Below are 24,366 nucleotides of genomic sequence, written 5' to 3' on the forward strand. Positions count from 1 at the left end.
ATGGCCCTCCCGGCTCAGCAAGGGGCCGCCGCCGCGCCGGTCTCGCACACGGACGCCGCTCACAGGCCACTCTCGTACGCAGGTGCCGCCCATGCGCCCGTCGCCATCACCGGCATGGCGGTGATGCTGCCCGGCGCACCCGACCTGGCGACGTACTGGCAGAACCTCACCGCCGGCGCCGACATGATCGGCGATGTGCCCCCGGGGCGTTGGGACCCTGCGTACTACCACCCGGGCAGCGCCTCGGAACCGGCCGCGGCCGACCGGGTGTACTGCCGGCGCGGCGGCTTCGTCGACGCCGTCGCGGAGGTCGACGTCACCCGGTTCGGCATCATGCCGACCTCGGTGCCCGGTACGGAGCCGGACCAGCTGATCGCCCTGCACGTCGCGGCGAGCGCCCTTGCGGACGCGGGCGGTACGGAGCGCCTTCCCGACCGCGACCGGGTCGGGATCGTCCTCGGCCGCGGTGGCTACCTCACGCCCGGCCTGGTCCGCCTCGACCAGCGTGTCCGTACGGCCCGGCAACTCGTCCGCACACTCGGTGATCTGGTGCCCGGCCTGGACGAGGAGCAACTGGAGCGCGTACGGGAGGCGTTCACCGACCGCCTCGGGCCCGGCCGGCCGGAGGACGCCATCGGTCTGGTGCCCAATCTCGCCGCCTCCCGCGTGGCCAACCGTCTCGATCTGCGCGGTCCGGCCTACACCGTCGACGCGGCGTGTGCCTCGTCGTTGCTGGCCGTGGACCAGGCGGTGGCCGCGCTCGTCTCCGGACGCTGCGACGTGATGCTGGCCGGAGGTGTGCACCACTGCCACGACATCACGTTGTGGAGCGTCTTCGCGCAGCTGCGCGCGCTCTCGCCCAGTGAACGGATCCGGCCCTTCCACCGGGGCGCGGACGGCATCCTCATCGGTGAGGGCACGGGAGTGGTCGTGCTCAAGCGTCTCGCCGACGCCGAGAGGGACGGCGACCGCGTCTACGCCGTCATCCGGGGCACCGGTGTCAGCAGCGACGGCCGCACCTCAGGGCTGGTCAATCCCGATCCGGCCGGGCAGACCCGCGCGGTCCGGGCCGCGTGGCGGGCCGCCGGACTCGATCCCGCAGAGCCGGGATCGCTCGGTCTGCTGGAGGCCCACGGCACCGGCACCCCGGCCGGTGACGCCGCAGAACTGGCCACCCTGCGTGAGGTGTTCGGGCCGCCGGGAACGGCGTTGCCGGGGTCGGCGGCGACGGACCCCGCGGGCCCCGAGGACCGGCCGAACCGGGCGGATCTGGCGGATCTGGCGGACCGGGCCGATCCTGGGGGCCGGCCGGTGATCGGCTCGGTGAAGTCCATGATCGGGCACGCCATGCCGGCGGCGGGCGTCGCGGGACTGGTCAAGGCCGCCCTCGCCGTCCATCACGGCACGCTGCTCCCCACCCTGCACTGCGAGGACCCGCATCCGGCGCTGGCCTCCACCCGGTTCGCCCCGATCTCCCGGGCGGTTCCTTGGGTGAACGGGCCCGGGCGGCCGCGCAGGGCCGCCGTGAACGCCTTCGGCTTCGGTGGCATCAACGCCCACGTCGTCCTTGAACAGGCGCCCGCGGCCTCAGGTGGCCCGTCCCTCATGGCGTCGCCCCGCGCCGCCGGGGCGGGGCGGCGCCGGGCCGTGGTCGAGGAGAGCGAACCCGTGCTGCTGCTCAGCGCGGCGACACCCGGGGAGCTCAGCGCGCTGCTGGACGCCGCCGACCCGCGAACCCCGCCCGGCGGAGACGCAGGACCCGTACGCCTGGGCATCGTCGGCGCGACGCCCAAGCGGCTCGCACTGGCCCGCCGCGTCGTCGCCAAGGGGGAGGCCTGGCACGGTCGCAACGACGTCTGGTTCCGACCCGGCCCCCTGCTCGGCGGCGGGCCGAGGGGCGGGACCGCCTTCCTTTTCCCCGGCCTGGAAGGGGAGTTCGCGCCCCGCGTCGACGACATAGCCGACCACTTCGGGCTGCCCCGGCCGCCCCTCCCCGCGCCGCCGCTGCCGGATCCCGACGCCCGGGTGCGCGAGCCCGGCGGCGGCCTCGGCCGGCACGGGCTGGGTGTCGTGGCCGTCGGACGGCTGCTCGACACGGCCCTGCGCCGCATCGGCGTCGTCCCCGACGCCGTCGCCGGGCACAGTGTCGGCGAATGGACCGCGATGGCCGTCGGCGGGCTCTACGAAGAGGCGGCCGTCGACTCCTTCATGACCGCCCTCGACCCCGAGTCGGTCCGCGGCGTCGACCTCGCGTACGCCGCCGTGGGCGCCCACGCGGACCGGGTGACCCGCCTCCTGGCCGAAGGCGGTCACCGGTCCGTCGTCCTCTCCCACGACAACGCCCCGAACCAGTCGATGGTCTGCGGGCCTCCCGAGGCCGTGGAGAGGTTCGCGGCCGGACTGCGCGCCGAAGGCGTCCTCGTCCGCGTCCTGCCGTTCCGCTCCGGCTTCCACACCCCGATGCTCGAACCGCGCCTGGGGCCCATCAAGGCGGCCGCCGGCGGAATGCGGCTGCGGGCCCCTCACGTACCTGTCTGGTCGGGCACGACGGCGTCCCCTTTCCCCACGGAGGAGGCCGCGGTCCGCGCCCTGTTCGTCCGCCATCTCCTCGAACCGGTCCGCTTCCGGCAGCTGACCGAGGCTCTGTACGGAGCGGGTATCCGGGTCTTCGTACAGGCCGGGCCGGGGCAGCTCGGTTCCCTCGTCGGTGACACCCTGGCCCGTCGGGACCACCTGGTCGTCGCCGCCAACTCCCCGCACCGCTCCGGCCTCGCGCAGCTCCGAAGGGTGGCCACCGCGTTGTGGACGGCCGGGGCGGAGACCGACCCCCGTCGCGTGGACACGTCGCGGGCCCGTGGGGGTGGTGTCCCGTCGTCCCCGTCCGTCCCGGCGGCCGCCGGCCGCCGTGTCCGTCTCGACCTGGGCGGCGCACTGGTGAACCTGGCGCCGGACCCGGCGCTCGCGGCCGCGCTGACCCGGGATCCGGCCGCGGATCCGGCTGCCGCTCTCCAACCCGTCGCGACCGTGTCGCCGCTGGCCGGCGAACTGTCGGCGCTGCTGAGGGAGACCGCGCAGACGGCCGCGACCCTGATGACCGCGGCGGGCACGCCCCGGCCGCCCGTGCCCGTACGGCCCGTGCCCGTACCGCCCGTGCCCGTACCGCCCGTGCCGGAACAGGCCGTGCCCATCTCGCCAGGGTCCGCGTCGCCAGGGTCCGCGTCGCCAGGGTCTGCGTCGGCCGGGTCCGCGTCGGCCGACGCGGGGGTGCCCGGCTCGGTCCGGCACGAGCACGTGCGGGTCGGGGTGGATCAGATGCCGTACCTGCTCGACCACTGCTTCTTCCCGCAGCGCGCCGGCTGGCCGGACGTCGCCGACCGCTGGCCCGTGGTGCCGGCCACCACGATCGTGGCGCACCTGATGGCCGCGGCCGAGCGGGCCGTGCCGGGCAGCGTGGCCGTGGCGGTGCACGACGCGTGCTTCGACCGGTGGCTCACGGCCGCCGATCCCGTGGACGTGCCCGTCACCGTGACCTCGCGGGGGCCGGACCGGGTCGCGGTGTCGTTCGGCCCCGACGCCAGCGCCGTGGTGGAGCTGGCGGACCGTCACCCCGAGGCGCCACCCGCCCCTCCGCCCCCCGACCCCGGCTCCGAGGGCGTGCCCGCGCACACCGCCGAGCAGGTCTACCGCGAGCGGTGGATGTTCCACGGTCCGTCGTACCAGGGCATGACGCGGCTGACCGCCATCGGCGACCGGCACGTTCGCGCCACGCTGACCACGCCGCCGGCACCCGGAGCCCTGCTGGACAACGTGGGACAGGTACTCGGCTACTGGATCATGGCGACGCACACCGAGCGCACCGTGGTCTTCCCGGTGCGGATGCGACACATGCGCTTCTTCGGGCCTCACCCGGCCCCCGGCACACCGGTGGAATGTGTGATCCGGATCGTGTCCCTCACCGACACGGTCCTCGAGGCGGACGCGGTACTCACCGTCTCTGGGCGGGTGTGGGCGCATCTGACCGGCTGGCAGGACCGGCGCTTCGACAACGACCCCCACACCCGGCCCGTGGAGCGGTTCCCGGACCGCAACACCCTCTCCTCCGCTCGCCCCGGCGGCTGGTCACTGGTCTTCGAGCGGTGGCCCGACCTGGCCTCACGGGAGCTGATCATGCGCAACGCACTGGGCGGCCCCGAACGCTCGGCGTACGCGGAGCGGTCACCGCGGAGCCGCCGCCAGTGGCTGCTCGGCCGGATCGCGGCCAAGGACGCCGTGCGCCGCCTGCTGTGGGCGGGCGGGGAGGGGCCGGTGTACCCCGGTGAGCTCCTCGTCGGCAACGAGGTGTCGGGTCGTCCGTACGTCACCGGCCGCCACGGACGGGAACTCCCGCCGCTGGACGTGTCGATAGCCCACTGCGCCGAGGCCGGCGTCGCCTTCGCGCGGCATCCGCCCACGGGCGGGGGCGAGGGCGCCGGAGCCCCGGGGTGCGGCGTGGGCATCGACATCGAGGAGGTCGCCGAGCCCACCGGGTCGACCGTCGCCACCGTGCTTTCCCCCGCCGAACAGGAACTGCTGAAGGCCCGCCAGGCCGTCGGCGGAGACGGAGGCGGCAGGGGAGGAGGGCAGGCGGCGCTCTGGTTCACGCGCTTCTGGGCGGCGAAGGAAGCGGTCGCCAAAGCCGAGGGCACAGGTCTGGGCGGGCGGCCGCGCGCCTTCGAGGTGACGGGCGCGGAAGGGAACCGGCTGACCGTGACCGTGCACCCGCCGAACGCGCCCACCCGTACGTACCGGGTGAGCTGCGAACGCGTCGCCAATCCGCCCGGGCTGCCACCGCGCGCGTACGTCGTGGCCTGGACCACCGGCCCGGACCCGGAGCAGCCGGGGGCGGGCACCGAACGTGACGAGAGGGATCAGACGTGACGACCACCCAGTCCTCCGAGTCCGCGCGGGCGGACGAGGCAGCGGTTCTCGCCGAACTGACGGACATGATCGAACAGGTCCTGGTGGAGTACGAACTCGACAGCACCGAGATCACCATGGAGACCCGCTTCGGCCGCGACCTCGAACTGGAGAGCATCGACCTCGTCACGCTCGCCGGCCTGCTCCAGGACCGCTACGGCCGTAGCGTCAACTTCGCCGAGTTCGTGGCCTCCATGGAGCTGGAGGAGATCATCGAGCTCGGTGTGGGCCGGCTCGTCGAGCACATCTGCATGTGCCTGAAGGCCGAGGGGCGGGACTGAACCATGGCGATCGTCGACACCGGCGACGTCCGGTTGCACGTCCAGCGTCTGCCCGCCCGCCCCGCCGAGGATGCTGCCTCCACCCAGGACGCCACGGTCGTCCTGCTCCACGGGCTGCTCACCGACAGTCTGGCCAGCTACTACTTCACCGTCGCTCCGGCCTTCGCGGCCGCCGGCCTGGACGTGATCATGTACGACCACCGGGGCCACGGCCGCAGCGGGCGGCCGGAGCGCGGCTACACGCTAGGGGCGTTCGTCGACGACCTGGACACACTCCTGGACCGACTCGACATCCGTAACCCGGTGCATCTGGTGGGCAACTCCTTCGGCGGTACGGTCGCGTTCGGGTACGCGCTGCTCCGGCCGGAACGGGTCGCCGGCATGGTGGTGATCGAGTCGGAGCCGGCCACCCCGTCCTGGGCGGTCAAGCTCGGAGGGCTGCTGGAGCGGGTCCGCCACGAGATGAGTGTGAACGAGGGCGCCGCCCTCGACTGGATCACCGCCCATCACGGCGGTCACACCGCCCGGTTGGCGAAATCCGCCGGCAGGCTCGTCCGTGACACCACCCTCGCCTGGGACATCCCGGCGAGCGCGGTCCTGGGCGACGACGACGTGCGCGCGATCCGCTGCCCGGTCCTCGCCCTCTACGGTGCCGACTCCGATCTGGCCGCCCAGGCACCGCGGATGCGGTCGCTGTTGCCGCACGGCGCGACCGAGTCGCTCCCCGGCCACCAGCACTCGGTCCTGGTGGAGGCGCCCGGCCGGGTACGCGATCTCGTCCTGGACTGGGTGGGCCGGCACCCGTGGCCGGCCGAGGGCCACGCGGTGCGTGCCCGGTGAGCCGTTTCCTGTTCGTCGTGCCGCCGCTGGTCGGGCACATCAACCCGGCCGTGGGTGTCGCGGCGGCGCTCACCTCCCGGGGTCACCAGGTGGCGTGGGCGGGGGAGCCGCTCCTCGTCCGCCGTCTCGCGGGCAGGGACGCGACCGTCCATCCGTGCCCGCCGGACGGGGCGGCCGCAGGGGGATCGGAGCAGAGCGTACGGCCCTCGGAGATCCGCGGCCCTGAGGCGCTGCGGTTCCTGTGGGAGCGTTTCCTCGTCCCGCTCGCCGAGGCGATGGCGCCCGGCGTACGGCGGGCGGTCGACGCCTTCCGGCCCGACGTGGTCGTCGCCGACCAGCAGGCACTCGCAGGCGCCCTCGTGGCCGAGGACCTGGGGCTGCCGTGGGCCACCTCGGCGACGACCTCGGCCGAGTTCACTGACGCTCTGGCGTCGATGCCCCGCGTCGCCGCCTGGAACGCCGCCCTGCTGGGTGAGCTTCGTTCCCGGATCGGCGATCCGGCGGGGAGCGGCGATCCGCGTTTCTCCCCGTACCTCGTGCTCGCCTTCAGCACCCCGGAGCTGGCGGGGCCTCCCGCGCGGGGCGGCGACCGGGTGCGCTGGGTCGGCCCGTCCCTGACCGCCCGGCCTTCCGCCGCCGCGTTTCCCTGGAAGCGGCTCGATCCGCGACGGCCACTGGTCCTGGTCACCCTGGGCACCGCCAACACCGATGTCGGGGCGCGTTTCCTGGACCGGGCGGCCCAGGCACTGCGGGCCCGGTCCCACCGGGTGCAGGCCGTCGTCGTCGATCCGGAAGGCACCCTCGGCACCGGACCCGGAGATCGCGATGTCATCACCCTGCCCGTGGTCCCCCAGCTGGAGTTGCTCGCGCACGCCGACGCCGTCGTCTGCCACGCGGGGCACAACACGGTGTGCGAGGCGCTGTGGCACGGCGTCCCCCTGGTCGTGGCACCGATCCGGGACGACCAGCCGGTCGTCGCCGCGCAGGTGGCCGACGCGGGGGCCGGCGTAAGGATCCGCTTCGGCCGGGCGTCCGCGGACACGATCGGGGCGGCCGTCGACACGGTCCTGACCGATCCACGTCCCCGGGACGCGGCCCACACCATCGCGCGGGCCTTCCGCAGCGCCGGTGGCGCCACGGCTGCCGCCCGCCATCTGGAACGACTGGCCGACGGCCGGAAGGAGGAGGCATGAGTTCCGTGTCCCGCATGGCTCGTACGCTGCGGGTGGCCGCGCTGCGTTCCGCGTACGGCAAGGATCTGGCCGAGGGCACCGCCGGCTTCTTCGCACCGCGCGCCCTGGTGTGTCCCTGGTGCGGCTCGCCCCGGCTCGGCGAGCATCTGCGCACCACGGACCTGCTCCAGCACAAGCCCGGCGTGTTCATCCTCGACCGCTGCCACGACTGCGGCCACCTCTTCCAGAATCCCCGGCTGAACGAGCGCGGACTCGCCTTCTACTACCGGGACTTCTACGACGGCCTCGGCGAGGAGCGTCTGGGCGGGCTGTTCGGCGGGCGCACCGCGGCCTACCGCTCCCGGGCGAAGTCCCTGCAGCCGTACCTCGCGGGAGCCGCCGCCGAGTGGCTGGACGTCGGCACCGGACACGGCCACTTCTGCGAGAACGCCCGGAGCGTCCTCCCGGCAGTCGCCTTCGACGGCCTGGACCGCTCCGAAGGCGCTGAACTCGCCGAGCGGGCCGGCCGCGTTCGCCGGGGCCACCGGGGAACGTTCCCCGAGCTCGCCGAGCCGATGGCCTGCTCGTACGACGTGGTGAGCATGTTCCACTACCTGGAGCACTCCACCGACCCCTGGCGGGAACTGGAGGCCGCGCACACCGTGCTGCGGCCGGGCGGGCTGCTCGTGATCGACGTACCGGATCCCGAGAGCCGGTTCGCGCGGCTGCTGGGCCGCTGGTGGCTGCCCTGGCTCCAGCCGCAGCATCTGCACCTCGCACCGGCGGCCAACCTGCGCCGCCGGCTGACCGAGACGGGGTTCACGGTCCTCGCCGAGGAACGCACCGAGGCGCACGACGCGGTCGACCTGGTGGCCGCCACATGGATCGCCCTGGACGCGCTCGCCCCACGGGAGGACCTGCCGTGGCTGTCCTCCCCACCCGGGCCGTGGCGCCGCGCTGCGAGGACGGCCGTCCTGCTCGCCGGGATCCCCCTGCTGCTGGCGGCCACCACCCTGGACCGGTTGGCGGCCCGCCCGCTCGCCGGCCGGCTGCGGCTGACGAACGCCTACCGACTGATAGCCAGACGGGGACCGGAGGCCGACTCGGCCGGCTCGCACGTGGCCTGACCTGTCCCGGGGCGGGCGGTGGCCGATGGCGCCACCGGCCGCAGGGACCCCGGCCGTCGCCCCATGTCCGGGCGTGGGTCAGCAGGGAGACGAGACTGGTCGTCCGTGATGGGCATAGGCTCTGTTGGATGCAGCGAGCTGAGGTTCTGAAGCGAGTGATCGGCATCCTGACGGAGGCTGCAGAGATCCGTCGCGCCGCGGAGGCCGGTGAGGAGGAGAGCAGCTCCGAGTCCGGGTCCAGCGTGGTGACGCAGATGCTGAACGAGATGCTCCCCGCCATCAGAGTGCCGGCCGATGCCACTCCGCAGGAGGTCGCCCGGCTTGTCGCTTCCGCTCTCGGACCCGCGTTGCAGACCATGGTCGCCGGCTTCACCCTGGCGTTCACCAGCCTGGCCATGACGCACGACAGCGGACGGAGCGACATCTCCTCGACCGAGGTGCTGCAGACGCTGGCCTTCCAGGTGGAGGCCGGGCTCTTCGACGAAGGCCCCTGAGAACGCCCCGGTGGCGCCCACGTGCGGGCGATCGTGCAGGCTGGTCGCATGCCCAGTCGCGTAGAGACGTACCTAGCCCATCTTGATCGGATGTCAGGGGGGAGCGAGCCTCGGTTCTTCCCTGTCGAGTCGACCAAGCAGGGCCTCCCGGGTGTCACGGAGATCGTGTACGACGACCTCCCGGCAGGACTTCTCACGACGCTGACCTACGGCGTGTCGCTGGCAGAGCACCCGGACTGGCGTCACGGCTCGCCCGAGCTCTGTCTCAGCGTGAACTCGACCAACGTGATCTGGGCCCACGCCGTGGGCTTCCTTGCCGAGCAGCTCCGTGGCACCTGCCCCTTCAGTTACGGCAGCACCATCGACTTCGGAGAACGAATCGTTCCCGAGTCGGACATGACGGCGTTCTGCGTGTTCGCGCCGATGGTCCTCGACAGAGACGACTACCTGGGCATCGACGTCGGTGTTCCAGGACATGAGGGTCACGACGTCATCAACATCCAGGGGATGTACCCGATCCACGAAGCGGAACGGCAGTTCATCGACGAGCGTGGGCTCGAAGAATTCTGGAAAGGCGACTGGGAGCCCGCTGACGTGCTGCGACGCCCCACGGTCTGATCGGCGGAGGCCCAGCGGAAATGGCGCGGCGCTGTCCGTGGCAGTGGTGACACCATCCGGTGCCATGGCAGACGACAGCACCCGTGCGTTCAGGCGGGTATGACGGCGCTCATCGTCCGGATTCCGGAGGCGGAGCCGGCGGTCGGCAGGTCGACCCCTCAGCCCGGGCCGGGGAGACGCCGTCATGGAAGAGATCGAGGCCGACCTCTCCGGCAAGCTCCCGTTCACGTCGCGCGTCTCGGTCGAGCTCATCGTCCACGACGGGACGAGGTGGCGGGAACGAGCGTCGTTCGCGCTCGGAGAATGAAACGACGAGGGGCCCGGCCAGGCCGGACCCCTCGTCGTGTCTCCCCGTCACGGCCGCCGCCGAGGCGGCTGCGGGGCAGGGGAAGGACCGATCAGTAGGCGGAGTCGACGTTGTCGATGGAGCCGTACTTGTCGGCGGCGTAGTTGGCGGCGGCCGTGATGTTGGCGACCGGGTCGGTCAGGTCGTGCGGGGTGCCCGGGACGTGGTAGGCGTCGAACGTGGGCTGGATGACCTGCAGCAGGCCCTTCGACGGCGTGCCGTTCTGCGCGTTCACGTCCCAGTTGTTCTGGGCGTCGGGGTTGCCGGAGGACTCACGCATGATGTTGCGGTGCAGGCCCTCGTAGGTGCCGGGGATGTCCTCGGACTTCATGATGTCCAGGGCTTCCTTGATCCAGCCGTCGAGGTTGTCGGCGTACTGCTTCTTCGCCTTCTTGGCCTTCTTCGCCACCGCAGCGTCCACCACCGACACCTGGGACGCCGAGGCACTCGCCGATACCGGGGCGGCCTGAGCGGGCGAAGGGGCCAGCGTGAGCGCCGCTGCCGCGGCACCCGCGGTGGCTATGCCTGCGACGGACAGCTTGCGGAATCGGGTGACGCGGCGGGTGGTGTTCTGCGTGGGGGCGGTCATACGCGAGTGACTCTCCATCTTGGGACGACATGGGGATGCGGGCCGAACGCGGCACGTGCAGGAAGCTGCTCTCCGCGAGGCGGCTGGCGGTCGGGCGAACGCGTTCTGCGCTCCGGCCCGTCCGGGATCCCCGCAACGTCAGCCATGGTTAGGGGCCCGCCGAGTGCGGCGCAAGGATGTGACGTACTACCCCATCACGTAGCAAATGCCCCGAAGGTCGTGCGCAGGCCGCCAGGGGACGGCGCCGCGGTACCCCGCAGTACTACCTCCCCTAGAACGTGACGTGGCTCCTGTGCGGGGCATCACAGCCACGCCTCCCGCCCGGGCGCCCGCATGACTCACCGGTCAGTCGGGATCACACTCCGTGCGCCACTCCGCTTCTCGGGCCACGGAAGATCCCCGCCCGCGCCCGTGCCGCCGTCTCCCGCAGCATGAGCACGGCGGCCGCCGGCGCCGGGGGCCCGGAGCCGTGCGTCGCCAACGACGCGCCCGCCCGGCGTACCGCGTCGAGGCGGAGGCCCTGGACGCCCACGAGGGCCCGGATGAAGGGCCGAAACGGCGGGTCCACCACGCCTGCCAGAGGGGCGGCCACCGCGAGGCCGGTGGCGGCCCGGTCCGCCTGCTCCTGGACGAGCCGGCCCAGCGCCGCATCGGGCCGGGTGAGGTCCGCGCCATGGCGTACCACCGCGTCGGCGGGGACGCCGGTCCGGCCCCCGCGCACGTCGTCGGCCAGATCTTCCAGGAAGTCGATGCGCTGCATCGCGCCGATGAGACGGTGACAGCCGTCCGTGAACGCCGCCGCCCGTGCCGGCGCGTCCGCGGGGGCGAGGAGACAGGCCGTGAGCATCAGCGCGGGTAGCGAGTACTCCCGCACATACCGCTCCAGCTCCTCCTCGTCCGCGATGGTCCGCCAGGCCACCTCGCGCTCGCAGCCCCGCAGGAACGCGTCCACGTGGGCGCGCATGCTCGGGTGCCGCTCGGCGGTGTTCACCAGACAACGCAAGACGGGCAGCGTGGAGTCACCCTCGGCGAACGCCTTCCGTACGAGCCCGCCCCACTCCTCGAGCGCGGCCGCACGAACGTCCGGTGCCCCGCGGTCGATCCGGTCGTCGGTGTCGTGCATGAAAGCGACGGCGGCCACGACGTGGGGCAGCAGCGCGGCGGGGAGCAGCAGCCGCGCGGCCGCGTACTCGGCCGCCGCGAACCTCCGCACCGCCCGGCGCTGTTCCGTGTAGTCCCGCCGTAGCGGCTCCCTGACCCCGGCCCGGTCGAGATGTCGCCTCCACATACCGATCCCCTCTCAACACCGGCTGAGAGCCTACGACGTCGCCTGATCCGAGTCCGGCATCACCCTTCCTGCCCCTCCCCGACGCTGTCGGCAGCCGGGCTCGCTGCCACGTCGACCGGGGCGGGCTGCGCCGGCACGGGCGGATTCAGGAACTGGCGGGCCTGCAGCTCGTACATCTCGCGGAACAGTCCGGCCGCGGCGGTGGGGTCCATGAGCTCGGTGAAGGTGCCGTGCTCGACGACGCGGCCCTCGTCGAGTACGTAGATGAGGTCGGCATGCCGGACGCTGTGGAGGCGGTGGGTGATCAGGACCGTGGTCTGGCCCTCGCCCGACAGCTGGTGGATCTGGTCGAAGACCCGTTGCTCGGCAGCGGGGTCGAGCGCGCTGGTCGGCTCGTCCACGATCAGGAGGGTGCCGCTGCGGTAGCGGGCTCGGGCGAGCCCGATCTTCTGCCACTGCCCGCCGGAGATCTCCTGGCCGCCCTTGTAGCCGCGGGAGAGCAGACTGTCCAGGCCGCGGGGGAGACCCCTGACCACCTCGTCGGCTCCCGCGTGGGCCGCGGCGGTCTCGATGGTCCGGTCGTCCATCGCGGCGTGACTGCGGCCGATGCCGATGTTGACACGGGCGGTGAACGGCCAGCGGAAGAAGTCCTGGGCGACCATCGCGACGCGGTCGAAGACCTGTGCGCGGTCGGCTTCGGACGTACTCACGCCGCCCCACAGCACCCGGCCCGAGTCGGGGAGCCGAGCACCGCTCAGCAGCCGGACGAGGGTCGACTTGCCCGAGCCGTTCCTCCCGACCAGGGCCACGGTCCTGCCCCGCGGGATGACGAGGTCGACCTCGTACAGGGACGGCTTGTCGGCACCCGGATAGGTGAAGGTCACCCTCTCGAACCGGATCTCCTCCGCGTCCTCGGGCAGGGCGCGCCCGCCGGAGGGGATGGCGCGCCGGAGCGCCTCCTCGCACAACGTCTCCAGGTCGGCGACGAACAGGGCCTCCTCCTGGACGTCGGTGACGCGCAGGACCAGGTCGGTGATGCTCGCCGCCCCCGTACGGATCGCCAGCACCGCCGTGCCGGCGACGGCAAGGCCCGTCTGCCCGTGCCACAGCAGCAGCCCGAGGACGCCGTAGGTGGTGAGGGTCGCGACGCCCCGCGCCGAGTCCGCGACCAGGTTGGTGCGGGCGCCCGTCCAGGCGAGCCGGGTCTGCTCCCGCTCGCTCGTCTCGGCCATCTGCCGGAAGTGCTTCAGCAGGAAGGGGGCCGCGTCGTGGACCCGGATCTCGGCGGCTGCCTGCTGGTTGATCAGCAGCTGGCTGATCAGCTTGGCGGCCCGCACGTGCTGGACGAAGCGGTGCCAGCTGATGTACCGGTGCCGGGCCATGGTCAGCGAACCCCAGGCGCTCGGCAGCGCCATCAGGGCCAGGAGCGGCAGAAGGACCGGGTGCAGGACGGTCAGCACGCCGGCGGCCGCGATCAGTGAGATGGCGGAGGTGACCACGGCGGTGCAGTAGCCGACCATCCTCCGTGCCGAGTCGGCGCCCCACTGGGCGGAGTCCATGAGCTTGTGGAAGCTGTCGTCCTCGATCGCCTCCAGCTCCACCCGCGCCACCAGGCCCAGATAGCGCTCGGTCGCCACCCGCTGAGCCTTCGGCTCCAGGATCCCCGTGGCGGCGGACGACGCGGACCGGCACACCGAGCCGATCACCGCGAGGACGGCGACCAGGACGAGCCACGGCAGCGCCGCCCGGAGCCGGCCGGTGATGTCGCCGGCTGCGAGCAGCTCGACGAGCAGGGCGTTGACCGCGATCAGGGACACGGCCTGGGCGATGCCCCGGGCGACCTCGCTCACGGCGACCGTGACGAAGGCCCGCGGGTCGGCCTCACGTGCCAGCCGGACGGCCACCGCGACCTGCCTCGGCAGCGAGCCGGCCATCGCACGCAACCCCAGCTTCAGCCAGGCACCGTCGTGGGCGCCCCACCCGTAGTCGTACGTGAGCTCGCCCCCGAACAACAGCTGCTCCGAGTCCGACGGGCCGCCCGCCGCGGCCGCCAAGGGGTCACTGCCGACGCTCGTCATGCCCCCCACCTCGTGTCCGGATGTGCCGGGCGGAAGGCACCGGAGGTGCGGAGGGCGGATGCGACGCCGGGCCGGAGGCGACCGGGCGCGGCGTCGGCGGTGGGAGGGAAGGGAGTCAGGGTGGCGGGCACGGGGTACAAGGCGGGCTCCATGAGAAGTAGTTGGGGCGTCGCGTGGCTCAACGACGCCGCCCGGCGTGTCGAACACATGTGTTTCGGACGCAGCCAGAACCCCGTGAGCAGGCGAATGTGCGTTCGTGCTGTATGCATCGACCCCTGCCGGAAGAGGGCGGTGGCAGCACCCACCGATGGCCGAAACGCCGACACCGACCGTCAGACCCCCGGCTCGTAGGGACGGAAGCGGTCCGGGACCGTGCCGGCGCGGGCCCGCGGCGCGCGTTAAATGGCTTGAGCTCGGGCGGCGGGGCGGACAGGATCGGTGAGCACCGATGAGTTCTTCCCGGCGCCGCGGTCTGTCGGTGTGACCGGCTTTGCGCGGAGGACACTCACACGACGGAAGGCGCCATGCTCGCACCACACGCAACACCCGCCCACTCGCCCGACCGCGTCACTGCCGTGCTGCGGATCCTCGTGCTGTCCACGTTCGTCGTCCTCCTCAACGAGACGATCATGGTCAACGCGATCCCGCGGCTCATGCGCGAGTTCGAGGTCACCGCGGCAGCCGCGGGGTGGCTTTCCACGGCCTTCATGCTCACCATGGCCGTCGTCATCCCGGTGACCGGGTGGTTCCTCCAGCGCGTGACGACCCGGACCGCCTTCGGCCTCGCCATGGCGCTGTTCCTCGCCGGTACGGCGCTCGCCGCTGCCGCGCCCGCCTTCCCCGTGCTCCTGGTCGCGCGCGTCGTCCAGGCCAGCGGCACCGCCGTCATGATGCCGCTGCTCATGACGACGCTGATGACCCTCGTGCCCCCGCAGGACCGCGGCCGTGTCATGGGCAACATCACCCTCGTCATCTCCGTCGCACCCGCCCTCGGTCCTGCGGTCTCCGGTGTGCTGCTGCAGCTGGGAAGCTGGCGCCTGCTGTTCCTGGCGGTCCTGCCCATCGCCGCAGCCATGGCGATAGTCGGTCAGCGCAGACTGGTCAACATCGGCGAGCCGCAGGCCGGCCCGATCGACTGGCCGTCCGTCCCTCTGGCGGCGGCGGGCTTCGGCGCCCTGGTCTACGGCCTGAGCGGCCTCGGCGCCGGGGACGGCGCCTCGGCGGTCCTGCCGCCGGAGGCCACGACCCTGGTCGGTGCGGTGCTGGTCGGCCTGTTCACCTGGCGGCAGCTGGCTCTGCAGCGCTCGTCCACGCCGCTGCTGGACCTGCGCGCCCTGACGTTCCGCCACTTCTCCGTGGCACTCGGTCTGATGTGCCTGTCCTTCATGGCGCTCATGGGTGCGTTCATCCTGCTGCCGATCTACCTGCAGGAGGTGTGCGGCCTGACCTCACTGCAGACCGGGCTGCTCCTCATCCCGGGCGGCCTGACCATGGGCCTGCTCGGACCGCAGGTCGGAAAGCTCTACGACCGGCTCGGCGCGCCGAAGCTGGTCGTCCCCGGAGCCGTACTCACGGCGCTCTGCCTCGCGCTGTTCGCCTTCACGGGTGAAGAGACCTCGCCGTGGGTCGTCCTCGCCCTGCACGTCGCACTGAGCGCCGGCATGGCGTTCGTCTTCACCCCCGTCTTCACCTCCGGCCTGACCGTGCTTCCGCCGCACCTCTACCCCCACGGCTCCGCCATCCTGGGCTCGCTCCAGCAGGTCGCGGCCGCCGCGGGCACCGCCCTGGTCATCAGCGTCATGTCGGGACGCGCCGCCGCCGCGGCAGCCGATGGCGCCGGCCCGACGGAGGCCCTGGCCGCGGGCATCCGGTGGGGATTCGGCATCGGCGCCGTACTCGGCGGGCTGACGGTGCTGGTCGCACTGCTCGTCCGTACGCCGCCCGTTCCTCAGCCGCCCGTGGAGCCGGAGGCCCAGGGCGAGGACGGCACCACGACGAGCAAGACCGCCCCCACACCCACCTAGGGCGTGATCCGAAAGGCAGGCCCCAGGGCCTGTCTTTCGGAACAGGCCGGGCTCGCCACAGCCCGGCCCTCCTCAGACCACGGAGAGCAGGTCCACGACGAAGACGAGCGTGGAACCGGCCGGGATCAACGGCGAGGGGGACTGGTTGCCGTAGCCGAGGCGCGGGGGCACGATGATCTCGCGCCGGCCTCCGACCTTCATCCCCCTGATTCCGCGGTCCCAGCCCTTGATGACCCTGCCGCCGCCGACGGCGAACTTGAACGGCCGGCCCTGGTCCCACGAGGCGTCGAACTCCTTGCCGGACTCGAAGGTGACCCCGACGTAGTGAACCTGGACAACCCTGCCCGGCTTGGCCTCGGGCCCGTCCCCGACGACGAGGTCCCGGACGGTCAGTTCGGAGGGAGCCTCGCCCTCCGGAAGGTCGATCTCGGGCTTCGTCGGTTCACTCATGTCCTGCCGCCTCTTTCCTCTCCACCGGCGGTCCTCGTACGGGCCGGCCGGGCGCACGGTGACACCCATGCGGTAGAGGATCACGCTACCGAGAAGACCGATCGGCCGACGTGCTTCACGTGACGGGTGCTCGTCGTCGACAGCCCTGCCGCGGGCCGTGGCCGCGTCCGGCCGCCCACCGCGGACACCTCTCGGACGGGACCCTTAAAATGACGGCGCGTCGACGGCGCCGCCGTCGACGTCGCACGCGGTCGGTCCAGTTGTGCGGTCTCTCGTCCGTGAGCCGTCCGACCGTACGCGTCTGGGTAGCTGTTCTTACGGGGGAGAATTTCGGTGTTCGGAATCATCAGGCCATGCCGTCATCGGCTGGGCGAGGGCTTGCGTACCGAGTGGATGGCGCACCTGTGCGGGCTGTGCCTGGCGTTGCGCGGTGAATACGGGCAGTTCGCGAGGGTGGCCACCAACTACGACGGTCTGATCATCTCGGTGCTGACCGAAGCGCAGTCGGAGCGAACCGCAGACTGGCGGCGAGGGGCGGGTCCGTGCCCGCTGCGCGGGATGCGGTCGGCGGACGTGGCGCAGGGCGAGGGCGCGCGGCTGGCGGCGACGGTGTCGCTGGTGCTGGCCGCCGCGAAGATACGGGACCACGTGGCCGACGGCGACGGCCTGTTGCGACGCCGCCCGGTGGCGCTGGCGGCACGCCGGATCGCCCACGGCTGGGACCGTGCGGGCGCCGCAGGCGGCGAACGGCTGGGCTTCGACACCGCGGTGCTGCTCGGGGCGGTCGAGCGCCAGCCCCGGATCGAGCGGTCGACCGGCCGGGGCGGCTCGCTGCTCACGGTCACGGAGCCCACGGAGACGGCGACCGCCGCCGCGTTCGCGTACACCGCCGTACTCACGGACCGTCCGGCCAACGCGGAACCGCTGGCGGAAGCCGGCCGCCTGTTCGGCCGACTGGCGCATCTGCTGGACGCCGTGGAGGACCTGGACGCGGACGAGGCGTCGGGGGCGTGGAACCCGATCGCCGTGACCGGCGCGGACCGCGCCGAAGTACGCAGGCTCTGCGACGATGCCGTTCACGGGATCCGGCTGTCCCTGTCCGACGCCGAGTTCGTCGACGGGCGGCTGGTACGGGCGCTTCTGGGCGGTGAGCTGGAGCGTGCCGTCGATCGGGTCTTCGACCCCCGGCATCGTCATCATCGGCACGGCCGTCAGGCGCGGGGCCTGCGCATGCTGCCCTGGCTGGGCCGCCGTACGGAGACGGAAGCGCGCCCGGAGACCGGCACGGACGCGGCCTGCGGCGTCGGCGTGCTCGCGGCCGCGGCCCCGGAGGGCGTGCCGACGGCCTCGGGCCGGCCGCCGGAGGGACTGTGCCGACGCTGTCGCGAACAGCGCCGCCTGTGCGCCGACTGCAGGCTGTGTGCCAACTGCTGCCGCTGCGACGACGACGCGGACCCGGGAGACGGAGAGTCCTGGCAGTTCGGTGAAGGCAACCGCAGCGGCGGCTCAGGCCGGGACGCGTCCGGAAGAGACGGTTCCGGCAGGGACGGTTCCGGGGGTGACGGCTGGTTCGGCGGGGGCGGCGGCAACTCGGGTGGCTACTCCGGGGGTTCCGGCGGTTCCGGCGGCGGCCACTCGTCCGGTGGCTCGGGTGGCTCGGGTGGCTCCGGTGGTTGCGGCGGCTCGGGTGACGGCTGCGGCGGGGGCTGCTGCAACCCGTGCAAGTGCTGCTGCGACTGCTGCGACTGAACGACGGACGAGCCACGCGGGGGAGCGGCCCACCAGGATTCCTGGTGGGCCGCTTCATTTCGTGCGGTGCGGACGCGTGCCGATGCCTCCGTTCGCGTCAACATCAGGCTGATTCCATTCGAAAACCTTCGTACGGCACGGGTGTTGCCGGGTGCCGTTCACTTGGGCGTATTACTCTTCCTTGACTCGCACTTGGGCTTGCTTTGGTGAAGCCTGATGATGGCTCAACCGGAGGGAGGCGCGCCCAGATGTGGTCCGTCCGCGTGTCCGCGGCCCTGCGCGCAGCCCTCCTTCTTCTCCTCGCCCTCGTCTGCGCGGGTCTCCCGCTCACCCCCCTCGCGTCCGCGACACAGCTTCCCCGGCCCTGCGCCCAGCAGGTCGCGCCGACCTCGGCGTTCGAGTCCACGCACGCGGGGGGCGGCGAGGCCGGCATCCCCGGCGGCTCCGTCCTCCACCGTGACCGGCGGCGGCCCGTCACCGCGACCGCAGGCCTTCCCGGCCCGCCGCCGGTCGCGCGCGCCGTCCCGCTCGCGGATCCGCCGGCCGTCCGGCCCGGTGGCACGGACACACGCCCGAGACCGCACGACCGCCACGACTCCTCCGCCCTGCAGGTGTTCCGCTGCTGACAGGCAGTTCCGACCAGCGCCGACCTGTCAGCCCGACGCGCCGCCACGGCGCGCCAGGAGGAATCATTCATGCAGCCCCTCATCGACAACGCCCGCCGATTCGGACAGCGCCCTGAGGAGTTCGCCGCGCACGCCGCGGGCCAGTCCCCGGCCGTCCTGTTCATCACCTGTTCCGACTCCAGGGTCGTACCCGCCCTGATCACCGGCGCCCGGCCGGGCCAGCTCTTCGAACTGCGTACGGCGGGCGGCATCGTGCCCCCGTACGGCACGGGCAACCCCAGCGGGGAGGCCGCCACCGTCGAGTACGCCGTCGAGGTCCTCGGCGTCGAGGACATCGTCGTCTGCGGCCACTCCCACTGCGGCGCGGTGGGTTCCCTCGTCCGCGGCGACGACCTGAGCGAGGTCCCCGCCGTACGGGACTGGCTCGCCCACGCCGCCCCCGACGGCGCCCCGGGGGTCGCAGACGACCCGGCCGTCACCGATGCCGTCCAGGGCCACGTCCTCGCCCAACTGCTCCGCCTGCGCTCCTATCCGCCCGTCGAGCGACGGCTGTCGGACGGCCGGCTCCGGCTGCGCGGCTGGTTCTACGAGGTGCACACCGGTGCCGTCCTGGAGTACCGCTCCGGGGCCGACGCCTTCGAGGCGCTGTGAGGAGGGACGTCCCGATGCTCCGCTCCTTCCCCTTCCTGCGGCAGGACGTCGCCGCCTCGCTCGTCGTCTTCCTCGTCGCCCTCCCGCTCTGCCTCGGCGTCGCCGTCGCCTCCGGCGTACCCGCCGAACTGGGCCTCATCACCGGCATCGTCGGCGGTCTCGTCACCGGCCTCATGCGAGGCAGCAGCCTCCAGGTCTCCGGCCCGGCCGCCGGCCTCACCGTCCTCGTCCTCGAAGCGGTCCGCGCCTTCGGCCTCGCCGCGCTCGGCGTCATCGTGCTGGCGGCCGGCGTGCTGCAGATCGCCATGGGCCTCCTCCGGTGGGGCCGGTGGTTCCGTGCGATCTCCCTCTCCGTCGTCGAGGGCATGCTCGCGGGCATCGGCCTGGTCATCATCGCCGGGCAGCTCTACGCCGCCGCGGGCATCCCCGCCCCGGACTCCGGTCTCGACAAGCTCACCGGTCTGCCGGGAGCCCTGGTCGAGGCAGTGGGCAGCCGCACCGCCCTCGTGTCGCTCGCCGTCGGCGCCGGCACGGTCCTCCTCATCGTCGGCTGGCGACGGATGCCGCCCCGGGCCCGGGCGGTCCCCGGAGCCCTGGTGGCGGTGTCGCTGGCCGCCGTCGCGACCGCCGTGTTCGGCCTTCCCGTGGAGACCGTGCGGGTCAGCGGCGTGCTCGAAGCCGTCCACCTGCCGGGGACGGAGGCCCTTTCCTCCCTGGCCGATCCGGCCCTCCTCGGCACGGTCCTCGCGTTCGCCCTGATCGCCTCCGCCGAATCGCTGTTCAGCGCGGCGGCGGTCGACCGGCTCCACGCGGGGCCGCGCACGGACTACGACAAGGAACTCGTCGCCCAGGGCGCGGGCAACACACTGTGCGGTCTGCTCGGCGCGCTGCCGCTCACCGCGGTCATCGTGCGCAGCTCGGCCAACGTCGAGGCCGGCGCCCGGACGAAGGCGTCCCGGGTCCTGCACGGTGTCTGGCTGCTGCTCTTCGTCGCCCTGCTGCCCGCCGTCCTCGCGTACATCCCGCTGGCCGCGCTGGCCGGGATCCTCGTGCACGCCGGCTGGAAACTCATCCCCTTCAAGGGCGTCCTCACGCTGTGGCGGCGTCACCGGGGCGAGGCCCTCGTCCTGGTGGCGACGGCGGCGGCGATCGTCTCGGTCGGCATGTTCGAAGGCGTCCTGATCGGCCTCATGCTGTCGGTCGGGAAGGCCGCGTGGGAGGCCTCACAGCTGCGTATCGAACAGAACGACGACGGACGTGGCGTGGTCCGCGTACGGATTCAGGGGACGGTCACCTTCCTTCGGCTGCCCCAGATACTCGACAGCCTGGAAGCCCTGCCGAGCGACCGGCGGGTGGTCCTGGACCTCTCCGGTGTCCACCACCTCGACCACGCCTGCCGGGCCGCGCTGGAGGCCTGGGCGGAGCGGCACGGCGGCGCCGACGCCGAGGCCGTCCGCGCGGCCACGGCCCCGAACCGCCGCGAGGACGCGGCCGCAGCCTCGGTGGGCACCTCTCCCTGACACCGGAGGACCGCCGGAAAGGGACCAGCCGGGCAGTCGGCCATGACCAGGGGGGCAGTCGGGCAGCCAGTCGGCCGCCCGGCTGCCTCGCCCGTTCGGAGCACGCCCTGTCGTGGTGGGGAGGCTGTTGGAGCAGGGTGGCCCTGTGAAAGCAGGGCGGCGCCTGCGGGGATGGGACGCCGTACCTTGCGGTCCGCAGGATCCGCGCGAGAGGGAGATCGCACTTGACCCGGAACCCCGACTCCAAACCCGCAGAACCGGGGATCGTGGCGGGCAACGCCGCGATCCTGCGCCGGTTTCCCTTCGACGACACCCGCGATCTCGACCAGGCGCGGCGGGGGTTCATGGGAACCGCCCGTGAGGCGGTGATCCGTGACGCCGAGGGAAGCGCGGTCTGGGACCTGGAGGCCTACGGGTTCCTCGACGCGGAATGCCCCTCGACGGCCAATCCGAGCCTGTGGCGCCAGAGTCGGCTGTCGGCCGAACACGGCCTGTTCGAGGTGGTCGAGGGCATCTACCAGGTGCGCGGCTTCGACCTGTCCAACATGACCGTGGTCGAGGGGGAGCGCGGCATCCTGGTGATCGACCCCCTCATCTGCGCAGAGACCGCCGCCGCCGCACTCGCCCTGTACCGCGAGCACCGCGGGGACCGCCCGGTCACCGGCGTCCTGTACACCCACAGCCACGTCGATCACTTCGGTGGCGTACGGGGAGTCGTGACCGATGCCGACGTCGAGGGCGGCGTGCCCGTCATCGCGCCCGAAGGGTTCCTCAAGCACGCCGTCAGCGAGAACGTCTACGCCGGGACGGCGATGGCCCGCCGCGCCGCGTACATGTACGGTGCCGCGCTGCCCAAGGGCGAGCGGGGGCAGATCGGCGCGGGGCTGGGCCAGACGACCTCCACGGGCACCGTCGGGCTCATTCCGCCGACGCTGGACATCACGCGCACGGGCCAGACGGAGTCCGTGGACGGCATTCGCATGGTCTTCCAGATGACGCCGGGGACCGAGGCGCCCGCCGAGCTGAACGTCCACTTCCCCGACCACTCGGCGCTCTGCATGGCGGAGAACGCCACCCACAACCTGCACAACCTACTGACGCTGCGTGGCGCCGAAGTCCGCGACCCGAGGGCGTGGGCCCGCTACCTGACGGAAGCGGTCGACCTCTTCGGCGACCGCACCGACGTCGCGTTCGCCTCGCACCACTGGCCCGTCTGGGGCCGCGAGCAGGCCATCGAGTTCCTCACCGAGCAGCGCGACGTCTACGCCTACCTGCACGACCAGACCCTGCGCATGCTCAACCAGGGCTACACCCCCCTGGAGATCGCGGAGGAGATGGAGATGCCACCCGCCCTCGTGCGGGCCTGGCACACGCACGGCTACTACGGCTCGGTCAGTCACAACACGAAGGCCGTCTACCAGCGGTATCTGGGCTGGTTCGACGGCAACCCGGCGCACCTGTGGGAACATCCCCCGGTCGAGAGCGCCAAGCGGTACGTCGAGTTCATGGGCGGCGCCGACGAGGTCCTGCGGCGCGCTCGCGAGTCGTACGACTCCGGTGACTTCCGCTGGGTGGTCCAGGTCGTCGACCATGTGGTCTTCGCGGACCCGGACAACGCCTCGGCGCGTGACCTCCAGGCCGACGCCCTGGAGCAGCTCGGCTACGGCAGCGAGAACGGCACATGGCGCAACTTCTTCCTCACCGGGGCGCTGGAGCTGCGCCACGGGACGGTGGGGACCCCCGCGACCACCGTCGCCCCCGACCTGCTGCGTGCCCTCACGATCGAGCAGCTGTTCGACGCCGTCGCCATCCGCGTCGACGGACCCCGTTGCTGGGACGTGGACATCTGTGTGCGCTGGAACGTCACCGGACAGGACCCGCTGACCATGCGTCTGCGCAACGGCGTGCTCACCCACGTGTCCGGCACCGGACCGGCGGCCGCACCGCCGGACGTCCGGTTGACGCTCGCCGAGGACGATCTGCGCGCTCTGCTCCTCGGCGAGGCCTCCGCCGCCGATCTGGTCCAGGAGGGGAGGCTGACGGTCGACGGCGATCTCGGCCGGCTGTCCGGGCTGATGAGCCTCCTCGGCGAACCCGACCCCGACTTCGCCATCGTCACGCCCTAGGAGCCACGCCCCCCCCCGGGAGCCACGCCCCTGGGAGCCACGCCCCAGGGCGTTGTTCCGGCACGCAGCCGACCAGCGCCGTGTCCGGTCAGCCCGCTCAGGTGCGCCGCTCGGACGGCCACGGGGGACCGACCGGCCCTATCCGTGCCCTCTGCCCGGTGCGAGCGTGGGAGGGGTTGCCCCTGGGGCGCCCTCCGAGCCCCCGGGACGCAGCCGGAGGAGGAGCCATGACCAGCGACATTCCCACCCGGCCCGAACCGGGTGCTGTCATCGCGGGGGTCGACGGATCGCCCTCCGCCGGAACTGCCGCGCTGTGGGCCGCCGCCGAAGCCGACCGCCGGGGCGGCACCCTCCCGACTCGTCCCACCCGCCCTCCTCGCGCGGGGTGAGAAGACATGAACGACATCCTGATCGGGGTAGATCCGCGCGAGCAGTCCATCCCCGCTCTCGTCTGGGCGGCGGACGAGGCCGTCCGCCGGGGACTGCGGCTGCGCCTGGTGGTGGCCGTCCCGCCCGCCCACGACCGCCTCGGGTACGACGCCTTCTCCCACCACAGCGCCCTGCGGCTTCGGGCGGAGTCTGCACTCGCGAATGCCGAGGACCTGGTCCGGACACTCCACGGCGAGCTGCGGACCACGACCGAGCTCGTCGACGGCGTGGCCGCGACGGTGCTGTGCGAGAGGGCGGAGGGCTCCGCGCTCGTCGTCCTGGGATCGCGGCGCCTCGGACGAGCCGCCGAGTTCCTCGGCGAGAACTCGGTGTCCGTCCCGCTCAGCGCGCGAGCAGCCTGCCCCGTCGTCGTGGTCCGGGAACCGGAGCACACCGCGATCCACCCCCGGACCCTCGTCGTCGGTGTGGACGGCAGCGATTCGTGCCGGTCGGCCGTCGCGTACGCCGTGGAGGAGGCGAGCCTGCGCGAGGCCCGCCTGCGTGCCGTCTGGGTCTGGCCGCGTCCTGTCCTCGCCCACGACGGCGGCGGCTCGGCACTGGCCGAGCGTCGCCGCCTGCTCGGCGAGTCCGTGGCCGGCTGGGCGGAGCGGTACCCGGACGTCGTCGTCGCCGAGGAAGTTCTACGGGGACATCCGGTCGAGCGGCTCGCCATGACCTCACAGGAATCCCTCGCCGTGGTCGTGGGGCGCAGGGGGCGTGGCGGCTACTCCGGCCAGCGTCTGGGCTCGACGGTCCACGGCCTGCTGCACCACGCCAGATGCCCGGTGATCACGGTCCCGCGTCCCGGCGGCAGTTGACCCGCGGACGACCTGGTGGTCGCGCGCGGACTGCCCGAGTCACCTCCGGGACCGGGACGTACGGCCAACCGCTCCGTATGGGCCGGTCGGTCCACCTCGGACACGGCCCATCCGGCCCTCGTCCGTCGACCCCTTCGGCACTTCGGCCGGTACGCCTCCGACAGGAGAGTGGACATCGGAAGCC

General features: G+C 72.6%; 20 protein-coding genes. 16 read left to right on the top strand and 4 right to left on the bottom strand.

All coding sequences use genetic code 11. From position 1 onward, the window contains the following. The 8 genes from ACFVGW_RS08970 to ACFVGW_RS09005 all read left to right on the top strand — a co-directional run bounded on the left by ACFVGW_RS08970 (window position 1) and on the right by ACFVGW_RS09005 (window position 9,795). Window positions 1-4,917: a beta-ketoacyl synthase N-terminal-like domain-containing protein gene (locus tag ACFVGW_RS08970; RefSeq protein ID WP_385851404.1), complete on the top strand. Its 4,917-nt coding sequence runs from the start codon at window positions 1-3 to the stop codon at window positions 4,915-4,917. Next, window positions 4,914-5,237: an acyl carrier protein gene (locus tag ACFVGW_RS08975; protein ID WP_385851405.1), complete on the top strand. Its 324-nt coding sequence runs from the start codon at window positions 4,914-4,916 to the stop codon at window positions 5,235-5,237. The genes ACFVGW_RS08970 and ACFVGW_RS08975 overlap by 4 nt, the downstream gene beginning before the upstream one ends. 3 nt (window positions 5,238-5,240) lie before the next feature. Continuing rightward, complete coding sequence (locus tag ACFVGW_RS08980) at window positions 5,241-6,077, top strand: alpha/beta fold hydrolase (RefSeq protein WP_385851406.1); 837 nt, start codon at window positions 5,241-5,243, stop codon at window positions 6,075-6,077. After that, window positions 6,074-7,270 carry a glycosyltransferase gene (locus ACFVGW_RS08985; protein ID WP_385851407.1) on the top strand — a complete coding sequence of 399 codons (1,197 nt, stop codon included), beginning with the start codon at window positions 6,074-6,076 and terminating at the stop codon, window positions 7,268-7,270. The genes ACFVGW_RS08980 and ACFVGW_RS08985 overlap by 4 nt, the downstream gene beginning before the upstream one ends. Continuing rightward, window positions 7,267-8,376 (top strand): class I SAM-dependent methyltransferase, encoded by a 1,110-nt coding sequence (locus ACFVGW_RS08990; RefSeq protein WP_385851408.1) that lies wholly within the window; start codon window positions 7,267-7,269, stop codon window positions 8,374-8,376. The genes ACFVGW_RS08985 and ACFVGW_RS08990 overlap by 4 nt, the downstream gene beginning before the upstream one ends. A 128-nt stretch (window positions 8,377-8,504) precedes the next feature. Continuing rightward, entirely contained in the window at window positions 8,505-8,870 is a 366-nt protein-coding gene (locus tag ACFVGW_RS08995) for a hypothetical protein (protein WP_385851409.1), read from the top strand. Window positions 8,871-9,035: 165 nt separating this feature from the next. Next, window positions 9,036-9,488, top strand: a complete 453-nt coding sequence (locus ACFVGW_RS09000; protein WP_385851410.1) for a suppressor of fused domain protein — start codon at window positions 9,036-9,038, stop codon at window positions 9,486-9,488. Between the two features lie 184 nt (window positions 9,489-9,672). Further along, complete coding sequence (locus tag ACFVGW_RS09005; protein WP_385851411.1) at window positions 9,673-9,795, top strand: hypothetical protein; 123 nt, start codon at window positions 9,673-9,675, stop codon at window positions 9,793-9,795. Between the two features lie 91 nt (window positions 9,796-9,886). Here the strand turns inward: ACFVGW_RS09005 and ACFVGW_RS09010 are convergent, their stop codons facing one another. The 3 genes from ACFVGW_RS09010 to ACFVGW_RS09020 all read right to left on the bottom strand — a co-directional run bounded on the left by ACFVGW_RS09010 (window position 9,887) and on the right by ACFVGW_RS09020 (window position 13,789). Next, a complete protein-coding gene (locus ACFVGW_RS09010; protein ID WP_385851412.1) occupies window positions 9,887-10,423 on the bottom strand; it encodes a transglycosylase SLT domain-containing protein in 537 nt (178 codons plus the stop codon). A 355-nt stretch (window positions 10,424-10,778) separates the two neighbouring features. Continuing rightward, window positions 10,779-11,711: a squalene/phytoene synthase family protein gene (locus ACFVGW_RS09015; protein ID WP_385851413.1), complete on the bottom strand. Its 933-nt coding sequence runs from the start codon at window positions 11,709-11,711 to the stop codon at window positions 10,779-10,781. A gap of 59 nt (window positions 11,712-11,770) precedes the next feature. After that, complete coding sequence (locus tag ACFVGW_RS09020; RefSeq protein WP_385851414.1) at window positions 11,771-13,789, bottom strand: ABC transporter ATP-binding protein; 2,019 nt, start codon at window positions 13,787-13,789, stop codon at window positions 11,771-11,773. Window positions 13,790-14,313: 524 nt separating this feature from the next. Here ACFVGW_RS09020 and ACFVGW_RS09025 point away from each other — a divergent pair. Continuing rightward, window positions 14,314-15,813, top strand: coding sequence for a DHA2 family efflux MFS transporter permease subunit (locus tag ACFVGW_RS09025; RefSeq protein WP_385851415.1), 1,500 nt, complete (start codon window positions 14,314-14,316; stop codon window positions 15,811-15,813). A gap of 72 nt (window positions 15,814-15,885) precedes the next feature. Here ACFVGW_RS09025 and ACFVGW_RS09030 read toward each other — a convergent pair whose 3' ends face one another. After that, complete coding sequence (locus tag ACFVGW_RS09030; RefSeq protein WP_383309251.1) at window positions 15,886-16,263, bottom strand: FKBP-type peptidyl-prolyl cis-trans isomerase; 378 nt, start codon at window positions 16,261-16,263, stop codon at window positions 15,886-15,888. Between the two features lie 378 nt (window positions 16,264-16,641). Here ACFVGW_RS09030 and ACFVGW_RS09035 point away from each other — a divergent pair, with 378 nt between their 5' ends. The 7 genes from ACFVGW_RS09035 to ACFVGW_RS09065 all read left to right on the top strand — a co-directional run bounded on the left by ACFVGW_RS09035 (window position 16,642) and on the right by ACFVGW_RS09065 (window position 24,182). Further along, on the top strand, window positions 16,642-18,012 hold the full coding sequence (locus ACFVGW_RS09035; protein ID WP_385851416.1) for a DUF5685 family protein: 1,371 nt from the start codon (window positions 16,642-16,644) through the stop codon (window positions 18,010-18,012). Between the two features lie 248 nt (window positions 18,013-18,260). Continuing rightward, window positions 18,261-18,638, top strand: a complete 378-nt coding sequence (locus ACFVGW_RS09040) for a hypothetical protein (protein WP_385851417.1) — start codon at window positions 18,261-18,263, stop codon at window positions 18,636-18,638. 69 nt (window positions 18,639-18,707) lie between these two features. Continuing rightward, window positions 18,708-19,289: a carbonic anhydrase gene (locus ACFVGW_RS09045; protein WP_385851418.1), complete on the top strand. Its 582-nt coding sequence runs from the start codon at window positions 18,708-18,710 to the stop codon at window positions 19,287-19,289. Between the two features lie 14 nt (window positions 19,290-19,303). Then, window positions 19,304-20,809, top strand: coding sequence for a SulP family inorganic anion transporter (locus tag ACFVGW_RS09050; RefSeq protein WP_385851419.1), 1,506 nt, complete (start codon window positions 19,304-19,306; stop codon window positions 20,807-20,809). A gap of 224 nt (window positions 20,810-21,033) precedes the next feature. Then, a complete protein-coding gene (locus tag ACFVGW_RS09055) occupies window positions 21,034-22,935 on the top strand; it encodes an alkyl/aryl-sulfatase (RefSeq protein WP_385851420.1) in 1,902 nt (633 codons plus the stop codon). Between the two features lie 227 nt (window positions 22,936-23,162). Further along, window positions 23,163-23,324 (top strand): hypothetical protein, encoded by a 162-nt coding sequence (locus ACFVGW_RS09060; protein ID WP_385851421.1) that lies wholly within the window; start codon window positions 23,163-23,165, stop codon window positions 23,322-23,324. Window positions 23,325-23,330: 6 nt separating this feature from the next. After that, window positions 23,331-24,182: a universal stress protein gene (locus ACFVGW_RS09065; RefSeq protein WP_385851422.1), complete on the top strand. Its 852-nt coding sequence runs from the start codon at window positions 23,331-23,333 to the stop codon at window positions 24,180-24,182. The last annotated feature ends 184 nt before the right edge of the window (window positions 24,183-24,366 follow it).

The organism is Streptomyces sp. NPDC127129, from assembly GCF_042671585.1.
Taxonomy (GTDB): domain Bacteria; phylum Actinomycetota; class Actinomycetes; order Streptomycetales; family Streptomycetaceae; genus Streptomyces.